The sequence below is a fragment of the Prevotella dentasini JCM 15908 genome (assembly GCF_000614065.1).
GTDB classification, from domain to species: domain Bacteria; phylum Bacteroidota; class Bacteroidia; order Bacteroidales; family Bacteroidaceae; genus Prevotella; species Prevotella dentasini.
In genome coordinates this window covers 21,375-34,748 of the sequence record NZ_BAKG01000004.1, presented here as the reverse complement: position 1 = coordinate 34,748, position 13,374 = coordinate 21,375, and the positions used below count along the sequence as shown (strand labels likewise).

Annotated in this window: 8 protein-coding genes and 2 pseudogenes; 8 read left to right on the top strand and 2 right to left on the bottom strand. The window is 43.4% G+C overall.

Translation table 11 applies throughout. From position 1 onward, the window contains the following. The first annotated feature begins 106 nt into the window (after positions 1–106). A complete protein-coding gene (locus JCM15908_RS02870) occupies positions 107–2,803 on the top strand; it encodes a valine--tRNA ligase (protein WP_025002197.1) in 2,697 nt (898 codons plus the stop codon). 218 nt (positions 2,804–3,021) lie between these two features. After that, the gene (locus tag JCM15908_RS02865) at positions 3,022–4,077 is read left to right on the top strand and encodes a clostripain-related cysteine peptidase (RefSeq protein ID WP_159101295.1); all 1,056 of its coding nucleotides are present in this window, start codon (positions 3,022–3,024) and stop codon (positions 4,075–4,077) included. On the opposite strand, the gene JCM15908_RS02860 is transcribed toward JCM15908_RS02865, so the two are convergent. After that, positions 4,078–4,788 (bottom strand): DUF2461 domain-containing protein, encoded by a 711-nt coding sequence (locus tag JCM15908_RS02860; protein ID WP_025002195.1) that lies wholly within the window; start codon positions 4,786–4,788, stop codon positions 4,078–4,080. A gap of 43 nt (positions 4,789–4,831) precedes the next feature. Further along, positions 4,832–5,481, bottom strand: a pseudogene (gene nth, locus JCM15908_RS11905) (endonuclease III). A gap of 117 nt (positions 5,482–5,598) precedes the next feature. On the opposite strand from nth, the pseudogene JCM15908_RS11900 reads away from it, so the two are divergent. The 6 genes and pseudogenes from JCM15908_RS11900 to JCM15908_RS02830 all read left to right on the top strand — a co-directional run. Continuing rightward, positions 5,599–5,802 (top strand): annotated as a pseudogene (locus JCM15908_RS11900) (hypothetical protein); the annotation flags it as partial. A 1,611-nt stretch (positions 5,803–7,413) separates the two neighbouring features. Next, positions 7,414–8,544: an MATE family efflux transporter gene (locus JCM15908_RS11895; protein WP_234396355.1), complete on the top strand. Its 1,131-nt coding sequence runs from the start codon at positions 7,414–7,416 to the stop codon at positions 8,542–8,544. Between the two features lie 127 nt (positions 8,545–8,671). Then, on the top strand, positions 8,672–9,811 hold the full coding sequence (locus JCM15908_RS02840; RefSeq protein WP_025002193.1) for a Coenzyme F420 hydrogenase/dehydrogenase, beta subunit C-terminal domain: 1,140 nt from the start codon (positions 8,672–8,674) through the stop codon (positions 9,809–9,811). Then, the gene (locus JCM15908_RS11890) at positions 9,808–10,557 is read left to right on the top strand and encodes a polysaccharide pyruvyl transferase family protein (RefSeq protein WP_148295499.1); all 750 of its coding nucleotides are present in this window, start codon (positions 9,808–9,810) and stop codon (positions 10,555–10,557) included. The genes JCM15908_RS02840 and JCM15908_RS11890 overlap by 4 nt, the downstream gene beginning before the upstream one ends. Continuing rightward, positions 10,557–10,919, top strand: a complete 363-nt coding sequence (locus JCM15908_RS15550) for a polysaccharide pyruvyl transferase family protein (RefSeq protein ID WP_148295498.1) — start codon at positions 10,557–10,559, stop codon at positions 10,917–10,919. Before JCM15908_RS11890 ends, JCM15908_RS15550 begins: the two co-directional genes overlap by 1 nt. A 56-nt stretch (positions 10,920–10,975) precedes the next feature. Beyond that, positions 10,976–13,195, top strand: coding sequence for a glycosyltransferase family 2 protein (locus JCM15908_RS02830; RefSeq protein WP_025002192.1), 2,220 nt, complete (start codon positions 10,976–10,978; stop codon positions 13,193–13,195). The last annotated feature ends 179 nt before the right edge of the window (positions 13,196–13,374 follow it).

Sequence of the window (13,374 nt, the reverse complement as noted above, 5' to 3'; positions counted from 1 at the left end):
AGTACCTTGTACCACTAAATACTAATGCAAAGATACATTTTTCCAATGATTTTTTCGTAATTTTGCATCTGTTTTTAATGATAATAAAGAAATAATATACAACGTAATGGAATTAGCAAGCAAGTACGACCCACAGGTAGTGGAGTCTAAATGGTATCAATACTGGATGGATAACAAGCTATTCAGTTCTAAACCAGACGGCAGAGAGCCTTACACTGTGGTTATTCCACCACCCAATGTAACGGGCGTTCTTCACATGGGACACATGCTGAACAATACCATTCAGGACATTCTCGTCCGCCACGCACGGATGGAAGGCAAGAACGCTTGTTGGGTACCGGGAACCGACCATGCCAGCATTGCCACAGAGGCAAAGGTGGTCAACAGACTTGCGCAGGAAGGTATCAAGAAGACCGACCTTACCCGCGACCAATTTCTGAAACATGCTTGGGACTGGACACACGAGCATGGCGGAATTATTCTGAAACAATTACAAAAGCTCGGTTGCTCCTGTGACTGGGAACGCACAGCCTTTACTATGGATGAAACCCGTAGCGAAGGAGTTATAAAGGTGTTCTGCGACCTGTATAACAAAGGATATATATACCGTGGTGTCCGCATGGTCAACTGGGACCCGCAGGCACAGACTGCTCTTTCCGACGAAGAGGTTGTTTACAAAGATGAACACTCAAAGCTCTATCACCTTAAATACTATGTCAGTCCTGACGACCAAGCCAAGGTAGAGCGCAAGTCGGAAGAAAACATAATGCACAAGGACGACAAGGGCTACTATGCAGTAGTTGCCACAACACGCCCGGAAACTATTATGGGCGACTCCGCAATGTGCATAAACCCCGAAGACGGAAAGAACACATGGCTGAAAGGACTTCATGTCATCGTTCCTTTGGTTAACCGCTGCATCCCCGTAGTAGAAGACAGCTACGTTGACATTCAGTTTGGTACAGGCTGCCTGAAGGTAACTCCTGCCCACGACATCAACGACCACGCACTGGGACTGAAGCATGGACTGGAGACCATCGACATTTTCAACGACAACGGAACTCTCTCCGAAGCAGCAGGCCTCTACGTCGGACAAGACCGCATGGACGTGCGTAAACAGATTTCCAAAGATTTGGAAACGGCCGGACTGATGGAGAGAATTGAGGACTACGACAACAAAGTGGGCTACTCTGAACGTACCAATGTACCTATTGAGCCTAAACTCTCCACACAATGGTTCCTGAAGATGCAGCATTTTGCCGACATTGCGTTGGCACCAGTCATGGACGACGAGATAGAGTTCTATCCAAAGAAATACAAAAACACCTACCGCCATTGGCTGGAGAACATCAAGGACTGGTGCATCAGCCGCCAATTATGGTGGGGGCATCGTATTCCTGCCTACTATTTCAAGAACAGTGAAGGAAAGAACACATACGTTGTAGCCGAGAGTAACGAAGAGGCACTGCGCCTTGCACAGGTTCAGAACCCATCCATCACAGCCACAGACCTCGAACAGGAGAGCGACTGCCTTGACACTTGGTTCTCGAGTTGGCTTTGGCCGATTTCCGTATTCGATGGTATCAATAATCCTGATAACGAGGAAATCAGCTATTACTATCCGACAAGCGACCTCGTAACGGGTCCGGACATCATATTCTTCTGGGTAGCCCGCATGATTATGGCAGGCTACGAATATCGTGGCAAGTTCCCGTTCAAGCACGTTTACTTCACGGGAATCGTCCGCGACAAACTCGGCCGCAAAATGAGCAAGAGCCTTGGCAACTCCCCCGACCCTCTCCAACTGATAGAGAAGTACGGGGCCGATGGCGTGCGTATGGGCATGATGCTGTCAGCCCCTGCCGGCAACGACATTCTCTTTGACGAAAGTCTCTGCGAACAAGGAAGAAATTTCAACAACAAAATATGGAACGCCTTCCGACTTGTCCAAGGATGGGAGACTGAGGAACAAAAGCAGCCTATTGCCAGTAGTCTCGCTATCAGTTGGTTTGATGCTAAATTGAAGGCTGCCAATAACGAAATGGAAGAACAGTTCAAGAGCTATCGCATATCCGAAGCCTTGATGACTGTCTACCGACTCTTTTGGGATGAGTTTTCAAGTTGGTATTTGGAAATGATCAAGCCGGAATATGGAAAACCCATCGACAAGCAAACCTACGAGGAAACCCTCCGCTTCTTCGACGCATTATTAAAGATGCTCCATCCATTCATGCCCTTTATCACGGAAGAACTTTGGCAACACATCTACGAGCGCAAGGATGGTGAAAGCATTATGAGCGTACAGCAGCATCTTCCTTCCCCAACGGCAGAAGAGCTGAAGCTCATTGACGATATTGAGAACGTAAAGCAGATTGTAGGTGGTGTCCGCATGATTCGCAACCAAAAGAATATTGCACCAAAGGTAGAGCTGGAGCTTCATGTCATTGCGCCAAGCCACTATGACACCTACAACAGCATCATTACCAAGATGGGCAATCTCAGCACAATTAAGGTTGTGGAGGAAAAGGCCTCCGATGCTTCCGCTTTCATGGTAGGAACCGACAACTTTGCAGTTCCCGTTGGTGATTTGATAGATGTTGGGGCCGAGTTGGCAAAACTTGAAAAAGAACTTGCCCATTTGGAAGGTTTCCTTACAGGCATCAAGAAAAAACTCTCAAACGAAAACTTTGTTGCCCATGCTCCCGAAGCGGTTATCGCACGCGAGCAAAAGAAACAAAGCGATTCGGAAGAAAAGATTGCCACCATCAAAGCCAACATTGAAGAGTTGAAGAACAGACAATAAACATGTTTCATCATAAATGGTGGTAGGTTTCAGGTCTACCGCCATTTACTTTTACATCCACTATGGCATATTCCCTATATATAATAAGGTTAAAGAATAGACTACAGACTCTATGTACCCTCTTGCTCCTGTCCCTCCTGCTGCTTACCGCCTTTGGATGTGGACACGACGAAGACTTCCCGGTGCCAGAGCCTTCCACGGTCAACAAAACTCTGTTTATGTTTTTCCCATGGACAGGAAGTGCAACCAGCTCGGGATTATACCATAACTTCCTGACTAATATTGCAGGAGTTGAGGCAGCCATAGAAAAAGGGAAGTCTGCCCCAAACACCCGTACCATCGTCCTTATTGCCGATAGCAGAGAGTCTGCCAAGATGTTTGAGATTGTCTATGACGCCGATAAGGGTAAATGCAGCCACAAAATCGTCAAGCAGTACAAGGCTTTGGAAATGACCGGAAAAGGTCTGCAGGAATATATAGGAGAAATGAAACGCTACTCCCCTACTCCACTCTATGCCATGATAATGGGTGCTCATGGCAGCGGATGGATTCCCAAGACCGAGAAGGAAAAGAGAAGCCGGAGCATTGGCGGACTTACCTACACCGAGCAGCTGAACATATCCGAGATAGCATACGCCATATCGTCGAATGGCATAAAGATGCAATTCATCTGTTTTGACGACTGCTATATGTCCAATATAGAACTGGCATACGAACTTAAAGATGCAGCCAACTACCTGATAGCTTCGACGAGCGAGATCATGGAGGAGGGACTGCCTTATCAAGATGTCTTCCAATACATGGCAGCACAGACCCCGGACTACAAGGCCATCACAGATGGCTTTCTCGGCTATTATACCATAGCGAAATATCCATACGGCTCCTTGTCGGTCATAGACTGTGCATACGCTACCTCCATGGCGCAGGTATTACGGCAGATGAACACTTCGGGAATCACCGCCCCCGAGGCTTCCACCCTTTCGGCACAGGATGGTGAAACCGCCTGCCGTTTCTACGATTTGGGCAATTACCTGAGAGAATACAACCATAACCTGCGCATGGCGGACAGAGATACCGTAGAATACCGTTCGGTTATGGAACGCCTGATACCTTCTGCCGTAAAGACCCCACACCTGTTCACCGTCTATCGCGGATGGGACGGCTCGGTCTACGATGTCAGTGCCTACAGCGGCATCACCATCAGCGACCCGTCTACGGCACCAAAAGTTATCCGCAGCAAATCAGAAACCTCATGGTGGAAGGCCACGCACTGATTATTCGTAGTCGTCCACTATGCTGTTGATGAAGTCCATCATCGGTTTTCCCGTCCTGCCAATATCCACCAGACGGCCGACCCACTTGTCGCCCTCGAAGAAGTCGTCTGAAACCTTCACCCAGCAACAATAGTCTTTCATGCGCAGATACCGCATGTACTCATAGTCTTTTGGGAATCCCTTGGGTGCAGTCTTCAGGGCTGTCAGCCCGAATCCTTTCTCACTGATTCTTCCGTCAGTCCATTCGCCCTCATTGGGATAGCCGAACATTTTAACGAACTTCCCATTCTCAACAGCCTTTCTCCACACATCAATGTTTCCCATTATTTCGTTTCGGCAGGAGGTCAGGATGTTTGTAGGCAGCCAGTATGAGCCGACAGCCACCAGACTGTTTCCCGGCTCAACATGGATATAGTATCCTCCACGGAGGGCTTTGCGCCCATGACCGCAAATATATGCTCCGAAATGCCGTTTATAGGGACTCTTGTCGGGTGAGAAACGGATGTCCCGATAGAAGCGGTAAGTACAATCCTTCACACTCAGATGCGAGACTTCGTCATCAAAAGTAGACAAAGCCTGTATGGCCTTTTCTATTCCAGCTTCAAAATCGGCCTTCGCCACCTCGTATTCTCCTTTATGTTCCTGAAACCAAGGCCGGTTATTGTTTGCCGCAATATCCGTCAGAAACCTTGTCAATAGTTTTGTATTCATTTGGGTTGTTGTTTATTCAGTGTATGAGAAACCGTACATAGCCTTAATCCAACTTGCTGTTTTCCAACAGTTTGGGGCAGAAGTCGTCGAACGGGCACTTGCTGCACAACGGGCGTGCGCTCTTGCAGATATAGCGGCCGTGGAGCAGAATCCAGTGATGGGCGGAGGAAACCTCGCCGAGCGGGATATTCTTCATCAGATAATCCTCCACCTTCCGAGGCGTGTTGGCATCCTTCGGTACAAGCCCCATCCGATGACTGACGCGATAGACGTGCGTATCTACGGCAAGCGTCGGCTTGCCAAACCATACAGCCTGAATAACGTTGGCCGTCTTTCGCCCGACACCCGGCAGCTGCGTCAGCTCTTCGGGCGTAGAGGGAACCTCCCCGTTAAACCGCTCTGTCAGCATCCGGGCCATCTCCACCAAGTGCCTTGCCTTGGAGTTGGGATAGGAAACGCTCTTGACCAACTCAAAAACATCTTCACTTCTGCCTTTGCCATCGTCTGGGCATCGGGGAAAACACGAAACAGCCCGGGAGTTATCTCGTTGATGCGCTTGTCGGTACACTGGGCAGAAAGCAGCGTTGCACAAAGCAGCTGAAAGGCCGAGCCAAACATCAGCTCTGTCGTTACCTCGCCAACATTTTCCCGAAAATAACCCAGCACCTTCTCATATCGTTCTTTTCTATTCATCCTGTCTTTTTGTTTTTATCTTGTCAGACATGCAAAGTTACTAAAAACTTAGATAAAATTTGGCTTTTCCATAAAGTTAATGTACTTTTGCATCTGCAACAAAACAACCGTACAATTATGACAACTCCAATGATAGGACTTATTGCTCTGCTCGTTATCGGCCTGATAGGCTGGGGAATCGCAGAGCTGAAGAGCAAAAGCATCACCTTTGTTCACTCCGAAGAGGAAAAGGAAGGCGAAGAAGAAATGCAGGAAGCCTTTGAAGCCAACGGCTGCAAGGAACTGAATCTGCACGACTTGCTGGAACGCAACAGCACCAAGGCTACGACGCCATATAAAAATCCCAAGCTGCCCTCCTGTGCAGGACAGCCGTTCCCTTTTGGGAGGCATCATAGCCCTTAATAGCAAGAAGCCTTAAAGGCTCTGCCAAAGTGCCACTTTTGCTCTGTCAAAGTGGCACTTTGGCATGATGATTCCGGCTATATCGGATAGTCGTTGCTGCCCATGCGCAGACAGGCCCCAATCTCCCGTCCGCCGAAGCGGGCAGCACAGCAGCCCGCCCAACACGTAGAGGAAGGTCCGAACTCCGACGAAGAACTTCCCTAACGTATTACCATTGTAAAGTTACGCATTTGTATTCAGCAACCAATGCACTTTTCAGATTGTTTCAGAAATTTTCCAGAAGCAGGACATCCCCGCAAACAAGCAGTTTTCTTGATAAAAGTAAGGGAAGGCCTTGCCACTTCTTAATTTTGCATTGCAATTCCGATGGGAATCGTCGCTGGAGGGAACAGCGGAACGCCCGGGCACAGGCACAAAAGACCGGCAAACTAACCCTCTCCGAGAAAGAAAAAAGAACCGGGAGAACCGTCCGCAACAGCTCCCGGGGAACGCCCGGAACGATTCCTTAGGAACGACCAAAGCGACTCCTAAGGAACGGTAAGAAGACTTCCTAAGGAACGACTAAAGCGATTCCTAAGGAACGGCAAGAGGACTTCCCAAGGAACGGCCTACCAACCTTATCATAGGGTTTCCTTATCCCGAACTGGCGCATGACATTGAACCCAAATAGTTAATTCCACAATTATAAAAACACACCAACATGAAAAAAATCCCTCTAAAGATAAAATTATTAAAAAGTTATTTGTATCTTTGTGCAACAAATTGAGTTCTTAGTAAACATTGACTCGGACAGATAGAAACTTACCATCTCCACTATCAGACAGTATAGACTACTGATAATGTATAGTTTTCTCATTCGCTCCTCCATGCGCGCAGCGAGGAAGGCTGCACACACCTATCCAAGGCTTTTGATACAGCCCCTCAGCATGAAAATCTGTCTATTCCGGAATAATCTGCGGACATTGCCTGTCCTTAAGCAGTACATTCTCGCTCCCGTTCCATAACACCCATCTTGCCAAACAAGTATGGGGAGGGGAAAGTATGCAAAATACTATCACATAAAAGCAGAACAGCATAGTTTTTTGACCCTGATTATCATACTAACGACATCTCCATGACCATTATTCAGATTAAAGATTAAGACTAAACTTAGAAAGTAATGGATTACAAAATTCTAAAATAGATAGCAGAGCAGATGATTAATCGAAAAGTAATCTAATAAGATATTTTTTATTGTCTCTGAAATAATTTATGTCACAAAAAACATCAAATAACAATAAACAAATAGCAAAGAACACACTACTTCTGTATTTCAGAATGATTTTCATGATGATAGTGAGCCTCTTCACCTCACGTGTTGTCCTGAATACATTAGGGGTGGAGGACTTTGGGCTTTATAATGTCGTAGGTGGCTTCGTTACAATGTTCACGTTCCTGAACAGTGCAATGGCGTCCACAACCCAACGATATCTAAATTTCGAATTAGGCAGAGGAGACACACAACACTTACACAAAGTTTTTTGCACCAGTGTGAATATTCATCTAATGATTTCTGCCGTCATATTTGTCTTGGCTGAGACAATAGGATTGTGGTTCGTTTATCGGTATCTTACTATCCCACCATCTCGTTTTTCATCAGCTATTTGGGTCTACCAGTTCTCCGTCCTTTCCACTATTATAATGGTGATGAGCATCCCTTATAATGCAGCTATTATCGCCCATGAGCGAATGGGTGCCTTTGCATATATTTCTGTTTTGGAAGTAATACTTAAACTCCTTATCGTATATATACTAATAATTTTCAACTTCGACAAATTAAAGCTGTATGCAGTTCTCATGTTTTCTGTTCAGCTATTTATCAGGGTTGTATACGGACAATACAGCGGTAGACATTTCAAAGAAACCCACTATAGATGGATTTGGGACAAGAGTTTATTTCACGAGATGACAGGTTTTGCAGGATGGAATCTTTTTGGCAACCTTGCAATGGTGGGATTTACGCAAGGACTAAACATCCTTCTAAACATATTCTTTGGCCCAGCAATCAATGCGGCGCGAGGCATTGCTGTGCAAGTACAAAACACCATTAAAGGTTTTTGCCAAAACTTCCAGACTGCTATTAATCCTCAGATAACAAAATCATACGCAGAGAATGATTTTGAGTATATGCACTCTCTCATCTTCACCAGTTCTAAGTTCTCCTGCTATCTGCTTCTATTTCTGTCGTTGCCTGTACTGATAGAACCCCAGCAGATACTTGAATTGTGGCTAAAAATCGTTCCAGAACACACTATAAGTTTTGTTCGCTTAATACTCATTATTTCCATCATCGACAGTATGGCCAATCCTTTGGTTCAGGCTGCACTATCAACGGGCAATATAAAAAAATATCAAGTCGTAGTAGGGACTATGCTATTGATGATTCTTCCCATCTCGTATGTTCTTTTGAAATATTTCGGGTGTTCTGCGGAAATCGTGTTTATTGTTCAGTTAGTAGTATTTGTAATTGCATTGTTGGTAAGGGTATGGATACTTAGGTCTATGATAAGTCTATCTTTTAGAGCATATTCGTGGGCCGTTCTATTACCAGCAGGGTCTGTTTGTCTCCTTTCCCCGATACTTCCTTTAATTATCTCTTTTTTTATGGAGGAGGGTGGATAGCTTTTCTTGTGGTAATGATATTAAGTTTCCTGTCAGTCCCCCTGACAGTCTATACTATTGGCCTGACAAAAACTGAGCGTAGTTTTATTGTCGGTAAAGCCAAAGCCATTTTTCTAAAAGTGCGGAGATGATAGAAATACGAGATAAGCACGATTGTTGCGGATGCAATGCCTGTGTACAGAAATGCCCTGTGAGGTGTATCAGGGTCTATGCTGATGAGGAGGGATTTCAATACCCGGCAGCCGATGCAAAGGTCTGCATTGATTGTGGCATGTGTGAAAATGTATGTCCTGAGATAAATGGCCTACCTCAACGACAGCCACTTCATACTTTTGCCGTCGTGAATCCTAACAGACAAATCCTAAAGATAAGTTCGTCAGGAGGAGTATTTACTTATCTTGCTGAGAAAATTTTGGCCGATGACGGTGTGGTGTTCGGAGCAGCATTTGATGTTGATTGGTCTGTACACCACATTGCTATTACCACTATAGAAGAACTATCACTATTACGCGGAAGCAAGTATCTTCAAAGCAGAATAGAGGATAGCTACAGAGAAGCGGAAATGTATCTGAAAACCGGGCGGAAAGTAATGTTTACTGGCACTTCATGCCAGATTGAAGGGTTAAGACTGTTTCTTCGGAAAGAATACGCTAATTTGCTGGCTGTGGAATGTCTTTGTCACGGAGTCCCCAGCCCACTTGTATGGCAGAAGTATCTTCGACAAACTATTGGAGACAAACAAATAGCTAATATTTCTTTCCGTGACAAGTATACAGGCTGGGAGAACTACTCTTTTAGGATTAAGATGGCAGAGGGCGAAGAGTTTACCGAGCTGAGCCGTAACAATGCTTACATGAAAGGCTTCCTTTCCAATATCTTTTTGCGTCCGTCCTGTGAACAATGCCCGTCAAAAGAAGGACGGAGCGGCAGTGATATCCTCCTTGCCGACTACTGGGGGGTAAAGTTCCTTCATCCTGAGTATTACGACAAAGGCGGTACTGGCTTAGTGATGACTTTCACTATGAAAGGCGAGGAGATGATGAAAGGTATCCCTTGTCATTCCGTTGCTTTGGAAGAAGCAAAAAAGTACAACGCTGGATTTTCGTGTCGGGCGCATAGACATAAGAAACGAGCACAATTTTTCGAAAAACTGGAAAAGGAAGATATCGAATCTCTCATCAGAAAATATTGTCGTGTCAGTTTTTTATCCCGAATAGAAAAAAAGGTGATAAATCTAAAAATCAAGATAAGAAACAAAGTCAAATGAAAATAGGTGTTCTGACATTGCCACTCAATATTAACTATGGTGGTATCCTGCAGGCATATGCGTTGCAAACCGTTTTGGAACGCATGGGACATCAGGTTTCAGTTTTCAACAAGCACAAAGAATACCCTTTGCCGAGAAAACGTTTTTTGGTTTATCTGAAAAGATTTGTATGGCGTTATATCCTAAGGAGAAAAAACTATCATGTCTTCGAAGAACAATACCAAAATAAGGTCTATCCTGTTGTTGCCCGAAATATGCTTGCATTTGTAGAGACGTACATTCACGCTGATTACACGGATTTATCTCATCTGAACAATAAAGATTTCGAAGCCTTGGTAGTGGGCAGCGACCAGATATGGAGACCGCAATATTACAAGCCAATTGATAATGCGTATCTTGCTTTTGCCTCAGACTGGGATGTAAGACGAATAGCCTACGCTGCATCTTTTGGGACTGACCTATGGGACTATAGCCCCAAACAGGAAGCGCGGTGCGGGGAACTCATCAAAAAATTTGAAGCAGTGTCTGTTCGTGAAATGGAGGCTGTAGAAATGGTTAGAGAACATTTTGGAGTAAAAGCTGAACATGTCGTTGACCCCACGCTGCTGTTGGAAAAGGAAGATTACATTCATCTGATAGAACAAGAGAATACCCATAAGAGCACGGGCGATATGCTGGTATATGTTCTTGACGAGACTGAAGAAAAGCAGGCATTCATTGATAAAATAGCAAAGAAAAAAGGTTGATGCCTTTCAGGGTTAATTCCAAAGCTGAAAATTGGCATGCTCCGTTACAGGAAAGAATTCAGCCACCTGTAGAACAATGGCTCAGGGGCTTTTACGATGCAAAGATGGTTATTACCGATTCTTTCCATGCTTGTGTGTTCTCAATTATTTTTCAAAAACCATTTGTGGTTTTTGGGAATACTAACAGAGGATTAAGTCGCCTGAAATCCCTTTTAGAACCATTAGGACTTATGAATAATATCATATCGCCGGACCATAAATGCAATGCGTCCTGTGACATAAACTATCAGAATGTAGAACAAAAGATAAGCAAATATAAGGCAAAATCCTTAGATTTTCTACATAGCGTATTAGACAAATAATTCTGTCGTACAACTTGTAGAGATATTTCCCTTAATTTTCTCCTTATCAAATAAATATGATTATATACTATTTGCTGTTCTTTGTTTTTCTCTATGGTCTGATAAAGAATTACAAGAATACTATTCTCATTTATATTCCGACAAGAATAACACTGCATCAGGGTATCGTGCTTTGGCCAAGTAATCCTACCCTAATGTTTGATACCGCTGCTTGCTTTTTCATTCTACTGCTGTATCTTGGCAACAGAGTATATAAACAAAAGGGGAAATTTCCTTTCACAATACCTCTTACTATCTTCATCATATCTGAGTTTTGCTCCTCGTTTCTCAGCAACACGCAGGGCAATTTCTTTAATTTCATTCAAAATGTCATTGTTGGGGTGTTATTCATCTATATATTATGGCAGGTAATTAACAATGCTGAAGATATAAAGAAAATAATAAAGGGATATTCCATCATCTTTACCATTGCTGTTTTGCTCAGTATATTCGAGCAATTCACCCATTTTAATCCAGTGATAGCACTCGAAAAGGCGTTGTTGCCGTCAAGTGCACCAGCAGGCCTTATTTGGGAGTCGCATCAGGTAAGATTCGGTATTTTCCGTGCGCAGGCTTTTATGTCAATCAGTATCACGTATGGAGCATATTGTCTGCTGTTCTTCCTTTTCTATTTTGGATTCAGCATGAGACATAAATGGGCCAATTATTATCATACCACAAAACAAAATATTCTTAAGCTGCTGCTTTTCCTCGGTATATTCCTGAGTGGATCTAAAGCTCCTATTTTATCTTCACTCATTGGTTTCCTGCCTTATGTACGATTAAAATGGATCAAAAATTTCAGACTATGGATAGTTCTCATTGTACTGATAACTTTATCAGAAGGCCTGATAAGTAATATGTATCAAGACATATCTGACTCTTTCACGGTTGATTATAGTTACGAATACACTGGTGGTAGCTCTCTCGCGATGCGACAGACACAGTTCGCTATATCCTATAGCTTTTTCCAACAAGCACCTGTCATCGGTAACGGAACGAAATATCTGTCAGTTGTCCGTGAGGCAAATCCAGATATTTTGGGTGCGGAAAGTATCTGGTTCGGACTTCTCATTGAGAAAGGTGCTCTGGGTATTCTTGCATATATCATCTTGTTGATTTATCCATTGTTCAAGGGGCAGCGAGGGGATAAAAAGATTCAGTGGGCTCTTTTCCTGTCTTTCATTGCGGTTAATACGATGACAACGGTACCGGGATTGAATTTTACTTTCTATTATACTCTGATGATTCTGATATTGAAGAGTCAGATATTGGAACAATCAGCAGAGAAAAAACAAATACAAACAAAAAATATGATGGTATTGAGTATAATCATTCCTGTTTATAATATTTCACAGTATCTTCCTCGCTGTATTGATAGTTTGCTGTGCAGCAGTAGGAATTATGAGATTATCCTGATAGATGACGGAAGTACTGATGACTCCGGTAAAATTTGCGACCAATATGCCGATACTTATGATGTCGTGTCGGCTTACCACAAACAGAATGGTGGCGTATCGTCAGCAAGGAATCTTGGACTAACAAAAGCTACGGGGAAATATGTTTATTTTGTAGATGGAGATGATTGGGTAGACCGTATAGACAGTCTTATCACTACATTACGGACTTCAGACAGTCCTTGTTTATGTGTGAACTATGACAATATAAACTCTGAAGGAACCATTTGTAAGCAAAAGAAATATGTTTTTGACCACACGCCATCTTTAGAATTTGCAAAGCAAAAAGATATTCATTTCCATGCGCTATGGGGCTTTGTCTATTTGAAAGAAAACATAGATAAATATCATTTAAAGCTCAATGAAACGTTAAGATATTCTGAAGACTGGCTCTTTTGTGTGCAGTATTTAGCCTTATGTCCGGAAGTGGCTTCATGCAAGGATTTTGTTTATCATTACCGAATAGACAGAGTTGGCTCTGCCATGAATACAGCATATACTGTAAAGGACATTTGGTCTTATCTGACGGTTTACGATTCGATGCATGTCTGTAAATATATAGAAGGTAACCGACTAATAGTCTTGTCAGAGGAAGAAAGATGTCTGTCTTACATATTGAATGTTATCAGTGCTAATCTTTCCAGTCTGGATAAAAGAGAAATACAGAAAGCCCTAAGAGAGAGGATTAATTGCTCTTTGATAAAAGCGTCCTCTATAAAGAATGGTGTGAAATTCTTAGTTGCATATTTGAATATCCGTCTATTGAATAAAGTGAAATGATATGAAACAAATAAGAGAATTATTGTATCGTTTAAAATATATTTTCCATTATATAGTAGTAAAATTGCTGTATAATGAATATATAGAATCAGATTTTGAGAGTTTTAATAAGAGTTTGTTTCACGATAAAGTAAAACACTCATTAGCTTTCATCTTACAGAAATATCCTGAGTTTAGAA

Excerpts from the sequence above, each read along its gene's own strand:
- JCM15908_RS02865 (WP_159101295.1), top strand. The coding sequence starts at position 3,022 with ATGTTTTTCCCATGGACAGGAAGTGCAACCAGCTCGGGATTATACCAT.
- JCM15908_RS11890 (WP_148295499.1), top strand. The coding sequence starts at position 9,808 with ATGAAAATAGGTGTTCTGACATTGCCACTCAATATTAACTATGGTGGT.
- JCM15908_RS02830 (WP_025002192.1), top strand. The coding sequence starts at position 10,976 with ATGATTATATACTATTTGCTGTTCTTTGTTTTTCTCTATGGTCTGATA.
- JCM15908_RS02840 (WP_025002193.1), top strand. The coding sequence starts at position 8,672 with ATGATAGAAATACGAGATAAGCACGATTGTTGCGGATGCAATGCCTGT.
- JCM15908_RS02860 (WP_025002195.1), bottom strand. The coding sequence starts at position 4,788 with ATGAATACAAAACTATTGACAAGGTTTCTGACGGATATTGCGGCAAAC.
- JCM15908_RS15550 (WP_148295498.1), top strand. The coding sequence starts at position 10,557 with ATGCCTTTCAGGGTTAATTCCAAAGCTGAAAATTGGCATGCTCCGTTA.
- JCM15908_RS02870 (WP_025002197.1), top strand. The coding sequence starts at position 107 with ATGGAATTAGCAAGCAAGTACGACCCACAGGTAGTGGAGTCTAAATGG.